Origin of the sequence: Silvania sp., from assembly GCF_051656365.1 — a bacterium.
In the GTDB taxonomy this organism is placed as follows: Bacteria; Pseudomonadota; Gammaproteobacteria; order Enterobacterales; family Enterobacteriaceae; genus Enterobacter; species Enterobacter hatchlandensis.
The window spans coordinates 97,216-117,038 of the sequence record NZ_JBOGBT010000075.1 but is presented as its reverse complement, the minus strand read 5'-3'; the positions used below and the strand labels follow the sequence as shown (position 1 = coordinate 117,038).

The window sequence follows — 19,823 nt, the reverse complement described above, 5'->3', positions numbered from 1 at the left end:
CGTGAGCATGGATATTACCGATTTTTACCAGACGTTTTTTGATGAAGCCGACGAGTTGTTGGCTGATATGGAGCAACATCTGCTGGATCTGGTGCCCGAAGCGCCGGATTCAGAGCAGCTCAACGCCATTTTTCGTGCTGCCCACTCCATAAAAGGGGGCGCCGGCACGTTTGGCTTTACCATCCTGCAGGAAACCACGCACCTGATGGAAAACCTGCTGGATGAAGCCAGACGCGGTGAGATGCAGCTCAATACCGACATTATTAACCTGTTTTTGGAAACGAAAGATATTATGCAGGAACAGCTCGATGCCTATAAAAGCTCGCAAGAGCAGGATGCTGCCAGCTTTGAATATATCTGCAACGCCCTGCGTCAGTTAGCCCTTGAAGCCAAAGGTGAAGCGGCGGTACCCGCCGTCGCCCCGGCAAAACTGAGCGTGGTGGACGCTGCCCCTGTCGCGGCAACCGTTGCGGACGACCGTCTGCGGATCCTGCTGTCCGGCCTGAAAGAGAGCGAAGTTAACCTGCTGGAAGAGGAACTGAGCAATCTGGCGACCCTGAGCAACGTGGTGAAGGGCAAAGATACCCTCGCCGCCACGCTCGGCGGTGGGATCGGCAAAGACGATGTCATTGCGGTGCTGTGCTTTGTGATCGAGCCTGAGCAGATTGATTTTGAAGCGGTGATCGATGAGCCGGTGGTCGAAGCCATTGTTGAAGCGCCAGCTGCTCCGGCGGTGGTACCTGCCGCACCAGCCCTGAAGGCAGTACCGGCAGAGACTCCAGCCCCAGGCCGCGCCGAACGTGAAAAACCGGCCGCGCGCGTCAGCGAATCCACCTCCATTCGTGTGGCGGTAGAAAAAGTCGACCAGCTGATCAACCTGGTGGGCGAACTGGTGATCACCCAGTCGATGCTGGCCCAGCGTTCCAACGAGCTGGATCCAGTGAACCACGGGGAACTGATCACCAGCATGAGCCAGCTGCAGCGCAACGCCCGCGATCTGCAGGAATCGGTCATGTCGATTCGTATGATGCCGATGGAATACGTCTTCAGCCGCTTCCCACGTCTGGTGCGCGACCTGGCCAGCAAGCTTAACAAGCAGATTGAACTGACGCTGATGGGTAGCTCCACCGAGCTGGATAAGAGCCTGATTGAGCGCATCATCGATCCGTTAACGCACCTGGTGCGTAACAGCCTTGACCACGGGATCGAGCTGCCGGAAAACCGCGTGGCGGCAGGGAAATCCCCGGTCGGCAACCTGATCCTCTCCGCAGAGCATCAGGGCGGGAATATCTGCATCGAAGTGACCGACGACGGTGCGGGCCTGAACCGCGAGCGCATCCTCGCCAAGGCTCTGTCGCAGGGGATGGCAGTCAACGAAAACATGACCGACGAAGAGGTCGGGATGTTGATTTTCGCCCCGGGCTTCTCTACCGCCGAGCAGGTGACGGACGTCTCCGGGCGCGGCGTGGGCATGGATGTGGTGAAACGTAACATCCAGGAGATGGGCGGCCACGTTGAGATCAAATCGAAGCAGGGGACCGGGACGACCATTCGCATCCTGCTGCCGCTGACGCTGGCGATCCTCGACGGCATGTCGGTGAAAGTGGCGAACGAAGTCTTCATTCTGCCGCTGAATGCGGTGATGGAATCGCTGCAGCCGCGTGAAGAAGATCTCCATCCACTGGCGGGCGGCGAGCGCGTGCTGGAAGTGCGTGGCGAATACCTGCCGCTGCTGGAGCTGTGGAAAGTATTCGACGTGGACGGGGCCAAAACCGAAGCCACGCAGGGGATTGTGGTGATCCTGCAAAGCGCAGGCCGTCGCTATGCGCTGCTGGTTGATCAGCTGATTGGTCAGCATCAGGTGGTGGTGAAAAACCTTGAGAGCAACTACCGCAAAGTGCCGGGAATTTCCGCCGCCACCATCCTCGGGGATGGCAGCGTGGCGCTGATCGTCGACGTGTCGGCGCTTCAGGGATTAAATCGTGAACAACGTATGGCGCACACAGCCGCCTGATTCAGTTAAGAAGGTAAAAACATGACCGGTATGAGTAATGTAACGAAGCTGGCCGGCGAGCCATCAGGGCAGGAATTCCTGGTTTTCACTTTAGGTGATGAAGAATACGGTATCGATATTCTGAAAGTGCAGGAAATCCGTGGCTATGATCAGGTGACCCGTATCGCCAACACGCCTGAATTTATCAAAGGCGTGACCAACCTGCGCGGCGTGATCGTGCCGATTGTTGACCTGCGCGTCAAGTTCAACCAGGGCGACGTGGAGTACAACGAGAACACCGTGGTGATCGTCCTCAATCTGGGTCAGCGCGTGGTCGGGATCGTGGTTGATGGGGTATCGGATGTGCTCTCCCTGACCACCGATCAGATCCGCCCGGCACCGGAGTTTGCCGTGACGCTGTCCACCGAATACCTGACCGGTCTGGGTGCGCTCGGCGACCGCATGCTGATTCTGGTGAACATTGAGAAGCTGCTGAACAGCGATGAGATGGCGCTGTTAGACGTCGCAGCAAATCATGTGGCATAAATAAAAGCAAAACGGCAACCTCCGGTTGCCGTTTTTAGTGTGTGCTCCCTCTCCCTCCGGGAGAGGGCCGGGGTGAGGGGATCAGGCCGCACCAGCCACAAGCAAAACGGCAACCACAAGTTGCCGTTTGTCGTATTTTAGAGAAACCCTTACGCCTCCTGCTCCACCAGCTCAGGCTCCTCCTCCAGCAACCCCTCATTCTGCGCCAGCATCGCCGTCGCCACGCCATTCCCCAGCACGTTAATCGCCGAACGCCCCATATCCAGGAAGTGATCAATCCCCATCAGCAGCAAAATACCCGCCACCGGAATATGGAAGCTCGGAATGGTTGCCGCCAGCACCACCAGCGCAGAACGCGGTACCCCGGCGATGCCTTTTGAGGCCAGCATGAGGGTCAACATCAACACCACAATCTCGGAAAAACTCAGCTGGATATTGTACGCCTGGGCGATAAACATCGACGCAAACGAGCAATACACCATTGATCCCACCAGGTTAAACGAATACCCAATCGGCAGAACGAACGACACGATGTTGCGTGAACAGCCAAAGCGGGTGAGCTGCTCCAGCGTTTTCGGGTAGGCCGCTTCCGAGCTGCTGGTGGTGAACGCCACCAGTACCGGATCTTTCAGCATACTGACCAGCCGGAAGATCTCTTTTTTCAGCACCATATAACCCACCGCCAGCAGCACCAGACAGGTGAGGACGATTGCAAGATAGTAGCCACCGATAAACGAGGCGTAGTTCAGTAAAATGCCCAGCCCCTGGGTAGCAATCACCGAGGAGATGGCAGCGAAGATTGCCAGCGGGGCAACGTACATCACGTAGCCCGTCACCTTCAGCATGATGTGGGACACGACGTCCAGCGCTGCCACCAGCGGGGCGTTAAATTTTTCGCCCAGCGATGCGCCGCCAATGCCAAAGAACATCGAAAACACGACAATCTGCAGGATCTCGTTGTTCGCCATCGCCCCGGCAATGCTGGTCGGGATGGTGTGGGACAGGAAACCTTTCAGGGTCATACCGCCGGTCGCTAGCCCGGTCTCGACCGAACCGGTTGGTACGGCCAGATTCAGGCCGCTGCCGGGGTGCAACAGGCTGACGATAAACAGGCCGACCAGAATAGAGAGTACCGATGAGCTGATAAACCAGACCATTGCTTTACCGCCTACGCGGCCAATGGTGGCGGTTTCGCCGAGGCGCATGATCCCCACCGTGAGGGTGCTAAAGACCAGCGGCGCTATCACCATTTTAATGAGCCGCAGGAACATATCGGTAAATAACGTGATGTTGTCTGACCAGGTTGCTATCGCGTCGGCTGACGCATATTGATGAATAACCGCGCCGGACAGAATGCCCGCCAGCATAAAAATCACGATAAAGATCGTGAGTTTGTTTGCACTTGCCACCAAAAAATCCTCGTTAAATGTATGTATTATTCAATTTGCTGATTTATATAGGTTTTATTATTCAGCACATCAATAAATCCATTACCTAAACTGAAGTAAATTGATTGTCATTTCAATATTTTTTTAATAATTATTAATTTTGTTGCTAAGTTGGTGTGGATATATTGTGATGCTTATCACGTTTCTACCAATATATTTTCCCGCTTTGTTTGTTAATCAGGACATGACATTTTTTATCTAATTGTTTTAATTAGTAAATTTACGTCAATACGGCAAAGGTATGAGGTCCCGGGTGAAAAGTGGTTGAGTCGGGATCCATAAACTAAATTTCAGATTAACCACCCGACAGAAACGTAATGGGTGCTAACAGATTGAGCGTTATCAGAAAACGGTGATAACCCGATGCGATTTTTTCTGGAGGGTGGGAAATGAATAAAACACATCTGCTGCTATTTACCGGTGGGATGCTCGCCATCATTGCGTCCGGTCCAACCCAGGCGGTAACCAGCAGCGGCACCATTGGCGCGACCCTGACGTTGACCAACGGCTGTCTGATTAACGGCTCGCCAACCCAGAACGGGATCAACTTCGGTACGCTCGATTTTGGCACCCATCCCGCCACGTTCTCGACCCTGACCACCCAGTTAACCGGTGCCAGCGGCGGCAACACCTTTACCATCCAGTGCACCACCGCCAGCTACTCGGTGGCGATCACCGGCAACACCAACGCCACCGCGCCAGGCACGGTCGTGGGAACGCCAGGTACGCCGACGCGCTATCTGGTGAATACCTCCGACGCCAGCCAGGGTGTGGCCTACAGCCTGTTCAGCGACGGCGGATTTAACAACATCATTGCCAACAACGCACCGCTGCCGGTGGCCTCCACCGCGGGCGGCGTCGACAGCTACACGCTGTATGGGCGGATAACCGGCGGCGGCAATAGCGTCACCGTGGTGCCAGGCACCTACACCGATACCATCAACGTCAGCGTCACCTATTAGCGCCAGTTCCCGATGATTGGCAATACGCCATCGCTCCAACACCAGGGAGAGGGCAAACTGCGCGCTTTTTTTATCCTCAGCCTGCTGATGGCGGCGAGTCACGCCGGGGCAGTGACCACCCAGTCTTTTCAGGTCAATGCCACCATCACCCCCGGCTGCTCGGTGGTGGCGGGCAGCGGCGGCCTGCTGGGTACGCTCAATTTTGGCACCCACACCGGGGTGGAAAGCGGTGCGGTGAACACCAGCTTTGTGCCGAACGGATCGCTGTCGATCGCCTGTACGCCAGGAGTGGCGCTGAGCATGAGCATCGACGGCGGCCAGCACTATACCTCGGTGCGCAATATGCAGCGGGCGGGAGGCACCAGTCAGGTAGCGTATCGCCTGTACAGCAGCAGTTCACTGGCGGCCAACAGTGAAATCGGTGTCAACCAGTCGGTGTCCGTGGCCTACACCAACAGCAATAACATTGCGCTGCCGCTGTTTGGCGTGGCGCTTCTGACCGGGTTCAGTCCGGCCGGAAATTATGCAGATCAACTCACCGTGACCTTAACGTGGTGAAAAAGGGAGAGGGATGATGAAGGTATTCTCGCGGCGTTGCCTGCCCGGCCTGATGCTGGCGCTGGGCAGTATGGTAGGGCAGGTCCAGGGTGCGGCAACGATTCTGCTGTGGCCGATTGATCCCTGGCTGTCAGCCGATACCAAAGCGACCGAACTGTGGGTGCAGAATCAGGGCAACAGCGCCACCACCATGCAGGTACGCATTGTACGCTGGCGGCAGGAAAATGGCCTTGAGCGCTACACGGCGCAGCAGGAGGTGGTCGCCAGTCCGCCGATTGTCACCATCGACAAGGGCAGCAAGCAGCTCATTCGCCTGATCAAACAGGGGAATGTCCCGGTGGGGGTGGAGCAAGCCTACCGCATCATCGTGGATGAAATCCCTCAGCCGCAGGATAAAGAGACCCCGCAGATGGGGTTAAAGCTGCAGATGCGCTACTCCATTCCGCTATTCGTTTACGGGCAGGGGATAGAGACCATTAAAGAGGGCGCGCATCACGCGTTGGTGGAGCCGCGCGACCTCAGCTGGCGAGTGGTGCGTGAGAACGGGCAACCTGCGCTACAGGTGCGTAATCAGGGCGATGTGCATGTCCGGCTCAGCCAGGTCACGCTGCAGCAGGGTGGGCAGAGTCGCACCCTGGCGGACGGCCTGCTGGGGTATGTCCTGCCAGGCAGCGCGCGCAGCTGGCCGCTGCCGTCAGGCGTCGGGCAGCCGGGTCAGATGCGTGCGCAAATTAATGCCAGGGATACGCAATGGCAGTCGGCGCCCGTCAACTGAAGCCGTTGATGGGTATCCTGCTCTGTGTCAGTACAGCAAGCTGGGCCGAATCCGGTGACGATATGTTGCCGCCCCCGCCTGCACCGCAGTCGGTCAACGACGAGGCGGTGTTTCAGTTGGCGCTGGTCGTCAACCACTACGACACCGGGCTGGTGGTACCTGTCACCCGGCGCAGCGGCGATTACTGGCTAGGCAGCGCCGATCTGCTGCGCGCCGGGCTGCCCGCCGACCAGGTTGCCCCTGGGGAGGTGAATGTTTCCCGCCTGAAAGAGGTGCGCACCGAGTATGACAGCAGCGGGCAACGCCTGCTGCTCAGCGTCCCGCGGGAGTGGGTCGGCACGCGCGCCACGTCATTCAGCGGCCAGATGGCGCAAAGCACCCCGTACTTTGGCAAAGGGGCGCTCCTCAACTACGACTTCTACACCAACCACACTGAACACAGCGGCGGCCAGGCCTCCCTGTGGCACGAGTTTCGCTATTTTGACGAACGGGGATCGTTATCCTCCACCGGTTACGTGCGGCAAAACTTCACTGGCGGCAGCGGGCAACAGGAAGGATACGTGCGCTACGACACCACCCTGATGGTTACCAACGAAGAGGACGCCACCACCTGGACCGCCGGGGATGTGATCAGCGATGCCCTGAGCTGGAGCAGCAGCGTGCGCATGGGCGGGATAAGCTATGGCCGCGATTTCTCCCTGCGCCCGGACCTGGTGACCTGGCCTCTGCCGGAATTTTCCGGCGAAGCGGCGGTGCCTACCGCCGTGGATCTGTTCGTTAATGGCTACCGCGCGGGCTCCACCAATCTGCAGCCGGGGCCATTCACCCTCACCAATCTGCCCTATATCAACGGGGCAGGGGATGCGGTGCTGGTTACCACCGATGCGCTGGGGCGCCAGATCAGCACCACGCTGCCGTTCTACGTCACCAGCGAGCTGCTCAAACAAGGGCTCAGCGACGGGGCCATTACCCTCGGCAGCCTGCGGCGCAATTACGGTATCGACAGTTTTGATTACGGCCCGGCGGCGGGCAGCGGCTCATATCGTTACGGCCTGACCGACTGGCTGACGCTGGAAGGACACGTGGAAGGGGCGGAACAACTGGCGCTCGGCGGTGCCGGTACGGTGGTTAAGCTGGGGCAGTTAGGGGTAGTGAATACCGCCTGGACCCAGAGCCAGATGCGTGGCGACACGGGCGGGCAGCTGAACTGGGGCTATCAGTACAGCACCAGCGCCTTTAGCCTTGCCACCCAACACAGCCGCCGCGATCGCGGGTTTGGCAATCTGGCGCTGTACGATCAGCCGACGCTGTATGATGAATACGACCAGCCCATCGCCAGCCTGAGCCGCAATACCGACCAGTATTCCCTGACCTTCAACATGGGCGAATACGGCAATATCGGCGCGGCCTGGATCGGCGTCCAGAGCTTTGATAACCAGAAGACCGAGCTGCTGAACCTCTCCTGGAGCCGCAATCTGTGGGGCAGCAGCAGTATTTATCTCGCCGCCAGCCGGGATCAGCAGAAGGGCGACTGGACGGTAGCGATGTCGCTGCAGATCCCGCTTGGCGAACGTGACAGCGCCGCCATCACCGTGGAAAACACCCCGACAGCCGGTAGCACCCAGCGCTTCAACTATAACCACTCGATGCCCACCGACGGCGGCCTGAGCTGGAACATGGCCCTCGCGCGCCAGTCGCGTTCCAGCAACTATCAGCAGGGCTCGCTGGGCTGGCGCAACAGCAATATCGAGATCCAGGGCGGCGGCTACGGCGAGCGCAATATGATGACCTGGTGGGGCGAGGCGATGGGCTCGCTGGTGCTGATGGACGGAGAGCTGTTTGCCGCCAACAAAATCAATGACGCCTTTGTGGTGGTCAGTACCGATGGCCAGCCGGAGGTGCCGGTCAGCTACGAGAATCAGCCGGTCGGCAAAACCAACCGCAACGGCTATCTGCTGATCAGCGGCGTCTCGGCCTACTATCCGGCCAGCTACAGTATCAACACGCTCAACCTTCCCGCCGACACCCGCCTGAAGGAGACCGAGCGGCGCGTGGCGCTGCGGCGTAACAGCGGCTATCTGGTGGACTTCCCGATGGAACAAGAGCGGGTGGCGAGCGTGATCCTCCACGACGGCGAAGGGCTGGACATTCCGCTCGGCAGCCAGGTGACGCGCCAGGGCAGGCTCCCGGCGGTGGTAGGCTACGACGGGATCGCCTGGCTGGAAGATCTCGCGGACGTTAACGCCCTGACGGTGCGCACGCCGGATGGCAAACGCTGTCACGTGACCCTCACGCTGGACGCCAATCCGGGGCATAAGCTGCAAACCTTCGGGCCGCTAACCTGCCGGATGTCACCATGAGACGCCTGCTGCTGATGCTGGTCCTGATGCTGGTTTCCACGGCAAGCTGGGGGGCATGCACCGTCAGCACCGTCAATGCCAACTTTGGCAACGTCACCTCGTTTGCCCTTAGCGGCAGCGGGGAAGTGCAGACCACCGGCACGCTGGTGGTGACCTGCGACGCGACGCTCAACCTGCTGACCAACGACTCCATTACCCTTAATTACATCGGCGCGACCGTCAATGCCAACAGCCGCGCCACCCTGAAGCGCACCGATAATGCGGCGATAACCGACGTGATCCCCACCCGCCTGTGCGGGCTGGCCGGTTGCGGGAGCAGCAGCGAAGTGCAGATTGGCAAAGCCTACACCTGGAGCGGCCCGACGCTGTTGAGCCTGCTCGGTGCCAAACAGTACAATATTCCGCTCTATTTTCGCACCGTTCCCGGCCAGAACGTCAGCGCCGGGCCTTATCAGGTGACACTTAATTTCAGCATCAACTACAACGTCTGCGCGGTGGGTATACTTGGCTTGTGTAGCACCCCGCAGGTGGGAACCGCCACGACCAGCATCGTCCTGAATATGACCGTCACCAACGACTGCAGCGCAATGACCACGCCGAATGTCAATTTCAACAGTGCGCCGCTGGTGCAGAACTTCCCTACGGTGTCGCAGGCCATCTCGGTCACCTGCACCAAAGGCAGCGTCTATACCATCGGCATTAATAACGGTGCCAACGCCAGCAATAACGTGCGGCGCATGGCGAGCGGCAATAACCGCATGAGCTATGAAATTTATAAAGAAGCCACCAGCAATCGCTGGGGCAGCAGCGGCACCGAACGCTGGTCCAGCGGGGTTTCATCCCAGGTGAGCGCCGACGGTTTACTGCGCAGCTATAACTACACCGCCCGGGTGTTAACCACCCAAACGACGCCGCCCGCAGGCAACTACAGCGATACTCTGGTGGTCGACGTCGCCTTCTGAACCACGCTTTCCCCAACTCCTGCGTAAAGTTCTCGCCAGTTGTGCCGATAACACCGGGAACAAATCCAGTTAGAAGGTGTTGTATGTTGAACCGTATGCGCGTTGTCACAATGCTGATGTTAGTGCTGGTCGTCTTCGCACTTCTGCAGCTTATTTCCGGCAGCCTGTTTTTCTCGTCTCTTAAACACAATCAGGCCATCTTCGCGGCCTCCAACGATTTACGCCTTCAGCAAAGTGAACTTACCACGACCTGGGATTTGATGCTGCAAACCCGCATTAATCTCAGCCGCTCGTCGGCGCGGATGATGATGGATGCCGCTAATCAGCAGAGCAGCGCCAAAACCGAGTTGTTAAAAAATGCCCGCGCCACCCTTGATGAAGCCGGGAAACACTTCGCGGCCTTCAAGCAGATTGCACCGCTGCCGTCGATGGAACAGGCGAGCCAGAACATCGACGAAAAGTATCATAGCTATGCGGCCGGTCTGGCGGAGCTGATCCAGTTCCTTGAGAGCGGCAATACTGACGCCTACTTTGCCCAACCGACTCAGGGGATGCAAAACGCCCTGGGCGCCGCTCTGGGTGAGTACGCTAAAGCCAGCGACGCGCAGTACCGCACCGCCTTCACCACCAGCGTGGACGACTACCGCTTTGCGCAATGGCAGATGGCGATCCTCGCGCTGGCGCTGGCGATTGTGCTGATCGCTGTCTGGTACGGCATTCGGCATATCCTGCTTAACCCGCTGGGCCGCGTCATTACCCACATCCGCGAAATTGCCAGCGGCAACCTGATGCATACCCTGGCGATTTCCGGTCGCAATGAGATCACCGAACTGGCCAGCAGCGTGGACCACATGCAGCGCTCGCTGATCGAGACAGTCACCAACGTGCGTCAGGGATCGGATGCCATCTACACCGGCACCAGTGAGATCGCGATGGGCAACAATGACCTCTCGTCCCGCACCGAGCAGCAGGCGTCGGCGCTGGAAGAGACCGCGGCCAGTATGGAGCAGTTGACCGCTACCGTTAAACAGAACGCCGACAACGCGCGTCAGGCGTCGCAGCTGGCAGAGAGCGCATCTGAAACCGCCCAGCGCGGCGGCAAGGTGGTGGACGGGGTGGTGAAAACCATGCACGACATCGCCGACAGCTCGAAGAAAATCGCCGACATCATCAGCGTGATTGACGGTATCGCCTTCCAGACCAACATTCTGGCGCTGAACGCGGCGGTTGAAGCCGCCCGTGCCGGTGAGCAGGGGCGCGGATTTGCGGTGGTCGCCGGAGAAGTGCGCAACCTCGCCAGCCGCAGCGCCAATGCCGCCAAAGAGATCAAAACCCTGATTCAGGACTCTGTTTCACGCGTGGATACCGGCTCGGTGCTGGTGGAAAGCGCGGGTGAAACCATGAATGACATCGTCAACGCCGTCACCCGGGTGACGGACATCATGGGTGAGATCGCCTCGGCCTCCGACGAGCAGAGCCGCGGTATTGACCAGGTGGCGCTGGCAGTTTCGGAGATGGATCGTGTTACACAGCAAAACGCCGCGCTGGTGCAGGAGTCCGCCACGGCGGCGGCTGCGCTGGAAGAACAGGCGAGCCTGTTGAAGATGGCCGTTTCGGCATTTCGTCTTACCTCTACGCCCGCAAGAACGGTTTCCACCCACGCCGGACCTTCGATGACGGCGCCTGCCGCTGCATCGGGCAAACCGCGTGCGCTGGCAACCGGACAGGATGACAACTGGGAAACATTTTGATCGAACTTTAAACCGCGGCTGCTGGCCGCTGAATGGGAGCGTGGATGTTAAATCGTATTCGTATCTCGACCACACTGTTTTTGATTTTGATTCTGTGTGGGGTATTGCAGGTTGGCAGTAACGGCTTGTCGTTCTGGGCGTTTCGCGACGGCTATCAGAATTTACAGGAAGTGGAAGTCGGTAATCAGCAGCGGGCGCTGCTCGACCAGACCCGTGGCGTGCTGCTGCAGGCCAGTACCGCGCTGAACAAGGCCGGAACCTTAACAGCCCTGAGCTATCCGCCGGATGACATTAAAGCGCTGATGACCACCGCCCGCGACAGCCTGAAGCAGGCTGACGGCATGTTCAAAACCTTTATTGAACATCGGGCGATCAGTGCCAAAGGCGATGCGCTGAAAAAAACCGTGCAGGCGGGCTATGCCCAGTGGCACGGCGATTTAGATCATCAGGCGACCTGGCTTGAGAACAACCAGCTGTCGGACTTCCTCACTGCGCCAGTGCAGGAATCGCAGGCGGCGTTTGACGCCAGCGCGCAAAACTGGCAGCAGGAAATTAACCACTTTGTGGAAGAGGCCGGGGCGGACAGCCGCAACAGCTACCACATGTCGGGGGTGATCTTCGCCACCATGGTGGTGCTGGCCGCGTTGCTGACCAGCGCAGCGCTGTTCTGGTCGCGCAGAATGATTGTCCAGCCGCTGGCGATCATCAGCAGCCATTTCGACAGCATTGCCAAAGGCGACCTCGCGCGCCCGGTAGCGGTGTACGGCAAAAATGAAATTTCGGCCATTTTCGCCAGCCTGAAAGCGATGCAAAGCTCGCTGCGCGAAACGGTGACCCAGGTGCGCCACGGCAGCTATGCCATGCACACCGGGATCTCCGAGATTGCCGAAGGTAACAACGATCTCTCGTCGCGTACGGAACAGCAGGCGGCCTCGCTGGCGCAAACCGCTGCCAGCATGGAGCAATTAACCGCCACGGTCGGGCAGAACGCCGACAACGCCCGTCAGGCTTCGGGTCTGGCGAAAAGTGCTGCGCAAACGGCGAAGCAGGGGGGTGAACAAGCCACTCGCGTCGCCAGCACCATGAATGATATCGCCGCCAGTTCGCACAAGATTGGCGACATCATCAGCGTGATCGACGGCATTGCCTTCCAGACCAACATTCTGGCGCTCAATGCCGCGGTCGAAGCGGCGCGCGCGGGTGAGCAGGGGCGCGGGTTTGCGGTGGTGGCCGGTGAAGTACGCAACCTGGCAAGCCGCAGCGCCAATGCGGCAAAAGAGATCAAAGGGCTGATTGAAGAGTCCGTGTCACGCGTACAGCAGGGTTCTGCGCTGGTGGATACCGCCGCAAAAACCATGACTGAAATCGTCAGTTCCGTGACCCGGGTGAACGACATTATGGGTGAAATCGCGTCTGCGTCCGACGAGCAGCGTCGCGGTATCGAGCAGGTTGCCCAGGCAGTAAGTCAGATGGATCAGGTGACACAGCAGAACGCCTCTCTTGTGGAAGAGGCGGCGGCGGCCACCGACCAGTTAGCCAGTCAGGCAGATCATCTGACCTCGCTGGTGTCTGTTTTTAATGTGAATGAGCGTGTTGAAACCGTAACAGAAGTCGGGCGGTCGCAGACCGTTCCAGTGGGTTCCTGAAAGTGATTAAGAAGGCGCTATGACATCATCTCTGCCCTCAGGGCAATCGTCATTACTGTTACAGATGACACAGCGCCTCGCGCTGTCCGATACGCATTTCCGTCGGATATGTCAGTTAATCTACCAGCGCGCGGGGATCGTACTTGCCGATCACAAGCGCGACATGGTCTACAACCGTCTCGTGCGGCGCTTACGCACCCTCGAGCTGGATGATTTTGGCCGCTATCTGGGGATGCTGGAAGCGAATCCGAACAGCGCGGAATGGCAGGCGTTTATCAACTCGCTGACCACTAACCTGACCGCCTTTTTCCGCGAAGCGCATCACTTCCCGGTGCTGGCGGAGCATGCGCGTCGGCGTAGCGGGGAATATCGCGTCTGGAGCGCCGCTGCCTCTACCGGTGAGGAGCCGTACTCCCTCGCCATCACCCTTGCCGATACGTTAGGTACCGCGCCAGGTCGCTGGAAGGTGATTGCCAGCGATATCGACACCGAAGTGCTGCAAAAAGCGCAGAACGGCATCTACCGTCAGGAAGAGCTGAAAACACTGTCGCCGCAGCAGCTGCAGCGCTACTTCATGCGCGGCACGGGTCCGCACGACGGGCTGGTACGCGTGCGCAGCGAACTGACGAACGCAGTCGAGTTCTCGGCGCTGAACCTGCTCGAGAAGCAGTACAACGTGGCGGGACCCTTTGACGCCATTTTCTGCCGTAATGTGATGATCTATTTCGACAAAACGACGCAGCAGGAGATCCTTCGCCGTTTTGTGCCGCTGCTCAAACCGGACGGTTTACTGTTTGCCGGACACTCGGAGAATTTCAGCAATCTCGCGCGCGAGTTTAGCCTTCGTGGCCAGACGGTCTATGCGCTGAGTAAGGATAAAGCATGAGTAAAATCAGGGTCCTGGCAGTCGATGACTCGGCGCTGATGCGCCAGATCATGACGGAGATTATCAACAGTCACAGTGACATGGAGATGGTGGCAACCGCCCCCGATCCGTTGGTTGCCCGGGATTTGATTAAAAAATTTAACCCCGACGTGCTAACGCTGGATGTTGAAATGCCGCGCATGGACGGCATCGATTTTCTTGAGAAGCTGATGCGTCTGCGTCCGATGCCGGTAGTGATGGTCTCATCCCTGACCGGCAAAGGGTCGGAAATCACCCTGCGGGCGCTGGAGCTGGGGGCGGTGGATTTCGTCACCAAACCGCAGCTGGGCATTCGCGAAGGGATGCTGGCTTACAGCGAGATGATCGCCGAGAAAATTCGCACGGCGTCCCGCGCGCAGATTGCGGTGCATAAGCCGCTGGCGGCACCTGCACTGCTGAAATCCGGCCCGCTTTTGAGCTCGGAAAAGCTGCTGGCGATTGGCGCGTCAACCGGGGGAACAGAGGCAATTCGCCATGTACTCCAGCCATTGCCGCTCTCCAGCCCCGGTATTCTGATTACCCAGCATATGCCGCCGGGCTTTACCCGCTCGTTTGCCGATCGTCTGAACAAGCTGTGTCAGATCAGCGTAAAAGAGGCGGAAGACGGCGAGCGCGTCCTGCCGGGGCATGCCTATATCGCCCCTGGCGACAGGCATATGGAGCTGGCGCGCAGCGGGGCGAACTATCAGATTCGAATTCATGACGGTCCGGCGGTTAACCGGCACCGGCCGTCGGTGGATGTGCTGTTTCATTCGGTGGCGAAATACGCGGGGCGCAACGCCGTTGGGGTGATCCTGACGGGGATGGGCAACGACGGCGCCGCCGGAATGCTTGCGATGCACCAGGCTGGCGCCTGGACCATCGCGCAGAATGAAGCAAGTTGTGTGGTGTTCGGCATGCCGCGCGAGGCCATCAATACGGGTGGCGTGAGCGAAGTGGTCGATCTCAGTCAGGTTAGTCAGCAGATGCTGGCAAAAATCAGTGCCGGACAGGCAATACGTATTTAACGAGGAGTGTAGTTTTATGGCGGACAAAGAGCTCAAGTTTTTGGTTGTGGATGACTTTTCCACCATGCGTCGCATCGTACGCAACCTGCTAAAAGAGCTGGGTTTTAATAATGTTGAAGAAGCGGAAGACGGTGTCGATGCGCTGAACAAACTGAACGGCGGCGGTTTTGGTTTTGTGATTTCTGACTGGAACATGCCGAACATGGACGGTCTGGAACTGCTGAAAACCATTCGTGCCAATGGCGCGATGTCCTCTCTGCCGGTGCTGATGGTGACCGCAGAAGCGAAGAAAGAGAACATTATTGCTGCGGCACAGGCGGGCGCAAGCGGGTATGTGGTGAAGCCATTCACTGCAGCAACACTGGAAGAGAAGCTCGGGAAGATCTTCGAGAAACTCGGCATGTGAGGTACGGGTGATGATGCAGCCTTCGATTAAACCTACGGATGAGCATTCAGCCGGCGATATAATTGCCCGGATCGGCAGCCTGACGCGCATGTTGCGCGACAGCCTGCGTGAGCTGGGTCTGGATCAGGCGATTGCTGAAGCAGCGGAAGCGATTCCCGATGCCCGCGATCGTCTCGATTACGTGGTGCAGATGACCGCCCAGGCGGCAGAGCGAGCGCTGAACAGCGTTGAAGCCTCGCAGCCGCATCAGGACGAAATGGAAAAAGGCGCGAAAGCGCTGACCAAACGCTGGGACGAATGGTTCGAAAACCCAATCGAACTGTCCGACGCGCGTGAGCTGGTCACCGATACCCGCCAGTACCTTGGCGACGTACCGGGTCATACCAGCTTCACCAACGCCCAGCTGCTGGACATCATGATGGCGCAGGATTTCCAGGACCTCACCGGTCAGGTGATCAAGCGCATGATGGATGTGATCCAGGAGATTGAGCGTCAGCTGCTGATGGTGCTGCTGGAGAACATCCCGGAACCGTCGGCGCGCCCTCAGCGCGAAAACGAAAGCCTGCTCAATGGCCCACAGCTCGACGCCAGCAAAGCCGGCGTGGTGGCAAGCCAGGACCAGGTGGACGACCTGCTGGACAGCCTCGGTTTCTGATGAGAAACGCCACCTGAGAAGGTGGCGTTTTACCGTTCTGCGCTCGCCCCCTTTTGCCGAATCGCCTAAATCAGCCCTTTTAACGCCCCTATTTCGCCCATTGTTCACATCCTGCTTTGGCATCATAGCGTCCAAACCTATACCTGCGGGATGCTTGCCGTGGCAGACGACAGCGACGACAAAACAGAAGCCCCCACACCCCACCGACTAGAAAAGGCGCGTGAGGATGGGCAAATACCCCGATCCAGAGAACTCACCTCGCTACTGATTATGTTAGTCGGCGTGTGCATTATCTGGCTTGGCGGGGAGTCCCTTGCCCACAGACTGGCAGGTATGCTCTCGGCCGGGCTGCGCTTTGACCACAGCATGGTGAACGACCCCAATTTGATCCTCAGCCAGATAATCCTGCTGATCAAAGGCGCGATGATGGCGCTGCTGCCGCTGATTACCGGCGTGGTGCTGGTGGCGCTGATATCGCCGGTGATGCTGGGCGGTCTGGTGTTTAGCGGCAAGTCGCTGCAGCCTAAATTTTCCAAACTCAACCCGCTCTCCGGGATCGCGAAGATGTTCTCAGCCCAGACCGGGGCCGAACTGCTGAAAGCGTTGATGAAAGCCACCCTGATGGGCAGCGTGGCCGGGTTTTTCCTGTGGCATAACTGGCCGGAGATGATGCGCTTAATCAGCGAATCACCGCTGAGCGCAATGCGCAATGCGCTTAACCTGGTGGGGCTATGTTCCCTGCTGGTGGCGCTGAGCATTATCCCGATGGTGGGGTTCGACGTCTTCTTCCAGATCTACAGCCACATTAAAAAGCTGCGCATGTCCCAGCAGGACATCCGCGATGAATATAAGCAGATGGAGGGCGACCCGCACGTGAAGGGGCGTATCCGCCAGATGCAGCGTGCGGCGGCGCGCCGCCGGATGATGGAAGATGTGCCGAAAGCGGACGTGATCGTCACCAACCCGACCCACTACTCGGTGGCGCTACAGTACGACGAAAACAAAATGAGCGCGCCAAAAGTGGTGGCGAAAGGGGCGGGGCTTATCGCCCTGCGCATCCGCGAAATAGGTAATGAAAACCGCATCCCGATGCTCGAGGCCCCGCCGCTGGCGCGTGCCCTGTACCGGCATGCGGAAATTGGACAACAAATCCCGGGCCAGCTGTATGCCGCCGTGGCGGAAGTACTGGCGTGGGTATGGCAGTTGAAACGCTGGCGTCTGGCGGGAGGTCAACGACCTGTCAAACCTGAGAATCTCCCGGTGCCTGCAGCGCTGGATTTTATGAACGAGAAGGACACTGATGGCTAATCTGATGGCAATGTTGCGCTTGCCTGGCAACCTGAAATCGACGCAATGGCAGATCCTTGCCGGGCCGATCCTCATCCTGTTAATCCTGTCGATGATGGTGTTGCCGCTCCCGGCCTTCATCCTTGACCTGCTTTTCACCTTCAACATTGCGCTCTCCATTATGGTGCTGCTGGTGGCGATGTTCACTCAGCGCACGCTGGAGTTCGCCGCGTTCCCGACCATCCTGCTGTTCACCACGCTGTTGCGGCTGGCGCTGAACGTGGCCTCGACGCGTATTATTCTGATGGACGGCCATACCGGCGGCGCAGCGGCAGGTAAGGTGGTTGAAGCCTTCGGCCACTTCCTGGTGGGCGGCAACTTTGCTATCGGCATCGTGGTGTTCGTGATCCTGGTCATCATCAACTTTATGGTTATCACCAAGGGTGCGGGGCGTATCGCCGAAGTTGGCGCGCGTTTCGTCCTCGACGGGATGCCGGGTAAGCAGATGGCGATTGACGCCGATCTTAACGCAGGGCTGATTGGCGAAGATGAAGCCAAAAAACGCCGTTCTGATGTAACCCAGGAAGCGGACTTCTACGGGTCGATGGACGGTGCGAGTAAGTTCGTTCGCGGGGATGCCATCGCCGGTATTCTGATCATGGTGATCAACGTTATTGGCGGCCTGCTGGTCGGCGTATTGCAGCATGGCATGGACATGGGCCACGCGGCCGAAACCTATACCCTGCTGACCATCGGTGACGGCCTGGTCGCCCAGATCCCGGCGCTGGTGATCTCCACCGCGGCGGGCGTAATCGTGACCCGCGTTGCCACCGATCAGGATGTTGGCCAGCAGATGGTCACTCAGCTGTTCAGCAACCCGAACGTGATGCTGCTGTCGGCGGCGGTACTCGGCCTGCTGGGGCTGGTGCCGGGAATGCCAAACTTTGTCTTCCTGCTGTTTACCGGCATGCTGCTGGGACTGGCCTGGTGGCTGCGAGGACGAGAAACCAAGCCTCAGGCCGAAGCCGCGCCAATTAAAATGCCGGAAAATACCCAGGCGGTGGAAGCCACCTGGAACGACGTGCAGCTGGAAGACTCGCTGGGAATGGAGGTGGGCTATCGCCTGATCCCGATGGTCGATTTCCAGCAGGACGGGGAACTGCTGGGGCGTATCCGCAGTATCCGTAAGAAATTTGCCCAGGACATGGGCTTCCTGCCGCCGGTGGTGCATATCCGCGACAACATGGATCTGCCGCCTGCGCGCTACCGTATTCTGATGAAAGGGGTCGAGATCGGCAGCGGAGACGCCTACCCGGGGCGCTGGCTGGCGATAAACCCGGGCACGGCGGCGGGTACGCTGCCGGGTGAACAGACCATCGACCCGGCATTTGGCCTGGCGGCGATCTGGATTGAAAGCGCCCTGAAAGAGCAGGCGCAGATCCAGGGCTATACCGTGGTAGAGGCCAGTACCGTGGTGGCGACCCACCTTAACCACCTGATTGGCCAGTTCTCCGCCGAGCTGTTTGGCCGTCAGGAAGCGCAGCAGCTGCTGGATCGTGTGACCCAGGAGATGCCGAAGCTGACCGAAGATCTGGTCCCGGGCGTGGTGACGCTCACCACCCTGCACAAGGTGCTGCAAAATCTGCTCGACGAGAAAGTACCGATCCGCGATATGCGTACCATTCTGGAAACCCTGGCCGAGCATGCGCCGCTGCAAAGCGATCCGCACGAACTTACCGCCGTGGTGCGCGTGGCGCTGGGCCGGGCGATCACTCAGCAGTGGTTCCCGGGTACTGGCGAAGTGCAGGTGATTGGCCTGGATACACCGCTTGAGCGTCTGCTGCTGCAGGCACTGCAGGGCGGCGGCGGTCTGGAGCCGGGACTGGCCGACCGCCTGCTGGCGCAAACTCAGGAGGCCTTGCAGCGCCAGGAGATGCTCGGCGCGCCGCCGGTGCTGCTGGTTAACCATGCCCTGCGTCCGCTGCTCTCCCGCTTCCTGCGTCGCAGTCTGACCCAGCTGGTGGTGCTCTCTAATATGGAACTGTCGGATAATCGTCACATCCGCATGACCGCCACCATCGGAGGTCAGTGATGCGTAAATTACTTTGGCTGTTGGCGCTACCGCTGATGGCCCAGGCCGCAGGGGAGGGGGCATGGCAGGACAGCAGTATCGGCCTGACCCTTAACCATCGCGGCGTGGCGGCGTCGTCGCGCCCGCTTTCTGCGCAGCAACCGGTGTCAGGTCTGATGACGCTGGTAGCCTGGCGCTATGCGCTGAATGGCCCGATCCCGGCCGGGCTGCGGGTGCGGTTATGCTCCCAGTCGCGCTGCACGGAGCTGGACGGTGCCAGCGGCACCACCCGGGCGTTTGAAAACGTGCCCGCCGTCGAGCCGTTACGCTTTATCTGGGAAGTCCCCGGCGGCGGTCGGCTGATCCCCGCGCTGCAGGTCCAACGTAACGAAGTCATCGTTAACTACCGCTAATTGCCCGCTTTTTCACCAGCCGTCAGGATATTCTGGCGGCTGGCTCGCAAAACTGACA

General features: G+C 58.9%; 17 protein-coding genes. 16 read left to right on the top strand and 1 reads right to left on the bottom strand.

Going from position 1 to position 19,823, the window contains the following annotated elements; genetic code table 11:
- Position 1 precedes the first annotated feature (1 nt).
- Both cheA and cheW read left to right on the top strand, forming a co-directional pair.
- Entirely contained in the window at positions 2–2,014 is a 2,013-nt protein-coding gene (cheA, locus tag ACRDD5_RS14815) for a chemotaxis protein CheA (RefSeq protein WP_271282347.1), read from the top strand.
- Positions 2,015–2,035: 21 nt separating this feature from the next.
- On the top strand, positions 2,036–2,539 hold the full coding sequence (gene cheW, locus ACRDD5_RS14810) for a chemotaxis protein CheW (RefSeq protein ID WP_271268564.1): 504 nt from the start codon (positions 2,036–2,038) through the stop codon (positions 2,537–2,539).
- Between the two features lie 149 nt (positions 2,540–2,688).
- Here the strand turns inward: cheW and ACRDD5_RS14805 are convergent, their stop codons facing one another.
- Entirely contained in the window at positions 2,689–3,948 is a 1,260-nt protein-coding gene (locus tag ACRDD5_RS14805) for a dicarboxylate/amino acid:cation symporter (protein WP_271283946.1), read from the bottom strand.
- A 464-nt stretch (positions 3,949–4,412) separates the two neighbouring features.
- Between ACRDD5_RS14805 and ACRDD5_RS14800 the strand changes: the two genes are divergently transcribed.
- The 14 genes from ACRDD5_RS14800 (at position 4,413) to flhE (ending at position 19,765) form a co-directional block, all read left to right on the top strand.
- Positions 4,413–4,949, top strand: coding sequence for an SCPU domain-containing protein (locus ACRDD5_RS14800; RefSeq protein WP_418939623.1), 537 nt, complete (start codon positions 4,413–4,415; stop codon positions 4,947–4,949).
- A gap of 87 nt (positions 4,950–5,036) precedes the next feature.
- On the top strand, positions 5,037–5,507 hold the full coding sequence (locus tag ACRDD5_RS14795) for a Csu type fimbrial protein (protein ID WP_271284283.1): 471 nt from the start codon (positions 5,037–5,039) through the stop codon (positions 5,505–5,507).
- Positions 5,508–5,523: 16 nt separating this feature from the next.
- A complete protein-coding gene (locus ACRDD5_RS14790; RefSeq protein WP_271284284.1) occupies positions 5,524–6,282 on the top strand; it encodes a fimbrial biogenesis chaperone in 759 nt (252 codons plus the stop codon).
- Positions 6,258–8,642, top strand: coding sequence for a fimbria/pilus outer membrane usher protein (locus tag ACRDD5_RS14785; RefSeq protein ID WP_438677148.1), 2,385 nt, complete (start codon positions 6,258–6,260; stop codon positions 8,640–8,642). Before ACRDD5_RS14790 ends, ACRDD5_RS14785 begins: the two co-directional genes overlap by 25 nt.
- On the top strand, positions 8,639–9,604 hold the full coding sequence (locus tag ACRDD5_RS14780) for a Csu type fimbrial protein (RefSeq protein WP_271283949.1): 966 nt from the start codon (positions 8,639–8,641) through the stop codon (positions 9,602–9,604). Before ACRDD5_RS14785 ends, ACRDD5_RS14780 begins: the two co-directional genes overlap by 4 nt.
- A gap of 83 nt (positions 9,605–9,687) precedes the next feature.
- On the top strand, positions 9,688–11,355 hold the full coding sequence (tar, locus tag ACRDD5_RS14775) for a methyl-accepting chemotaxis protein II (protein ID WP_438677147.1): 1,668 nt from the start codon (positions 9,688–9,690) through the stop codon (positions 11,353–11,355).
- 44 nt (positions 11,356–11,399) lie between these two features.
- A complete protein-coding gene (gene tap / locus ACRDD5_RS14770) occupies positions 11,400–13,001 on the top strand; it encodes a methyl-accepting chemotaxis protein IV (protein ID WP_438677146.1) in 1,602 nt (533 codons plus the stop codon).
- Positions 13,002–13,020: 19 nt separating this feature from the next.
- On the top strand, positions 13,021–13,887 hold the full coding sequence (gene cheR / locus ACRDD5_RS14765) for a protein-glutamate O-methyltransferase CheR (RefSeq protein ID WP_271283952.1): 867 nt from the start codon (positions 13,021–13,023) through the stop codon (positions 13,885–13,887).
- Positions 13,884–14,933, top strand: a complete 1,050-nt coding sequence (locus tag ACRDD5_RS14760) for a protein-glutamate methylesterase/protein-glutamine glutaminase (RefSeq protein WP_271283953.1) — start codon at positions 13,884–13,886, stop codon at positions 14,931–14,933. Before cheR ends, ACRDD5_RS14760 begins: the two co-directional genes overlap by 4 nt.
- A 16-nt stretch (positions 14,934–14,949) precedes the next feature.
- Positions 14,950–15,339: a chemotaxis response regulator CheY gene (gene cheY, locus ACRDD5_RS14755; RefSeq protein ID WP_271268555.1), complete on the top strand. Its 390-nt coding sequence runs from the start codon at positions 14,950–14,952 to the stop codon at positions 15,337–15,339.
- Positions 15,340–15,349: 10 nt separating this feature from the next.
- A complete protein-coding gene (gene cheZ / locus ACRDD5_RS14750) occupies positions 15,350–15,994 on the top strand; it encodes a protein phosphatase CheZ (RefSeq protein WP_271283954.1) in 645 nt (214 codons plus the stop codon).
- Positions 15,995–16,153: 159 nt separating this feature from the next.
- Entirely contained in the window at positions 16,154–17,302 is a 1,149-nt protein-coding gene (gene flhB / locus ACRDD5_RS14745) for a flagellar biosynthesis protein FlhB (RefSeq protein WP_271283955.1), read from the top strand.
- Positions 17,295–19,373, top strand: a complete 2,079-nt coding sequence (gene flhA / locus ACRDD5_RS14740) for a flagellar biosynthesis protein FlhA (RefSeq protein WP_271283956.1) — start codon at positions 17,295–17,297, stop codon at positions 19,371–19,373. Before flhB ends, flhA begins: the two co-directional genes overlap by 8 nt.
- Positions 19,373–19,765, top strand: a complete 393-nt coding sequence (flhE, locus tag ACRDD5_RS14735) for a flagellar protein FlhE (protein ID WP_438677145.1) — start codon at positions 19,373–19,375, stop codon at positions 19,763–19,765. Before flhA ends, flhE begins: the two co-directional genes overlap by 1 nt.
- The last annotated feature ends 58 nt before the right edge of the window (positions 19,766–19,823 follow it).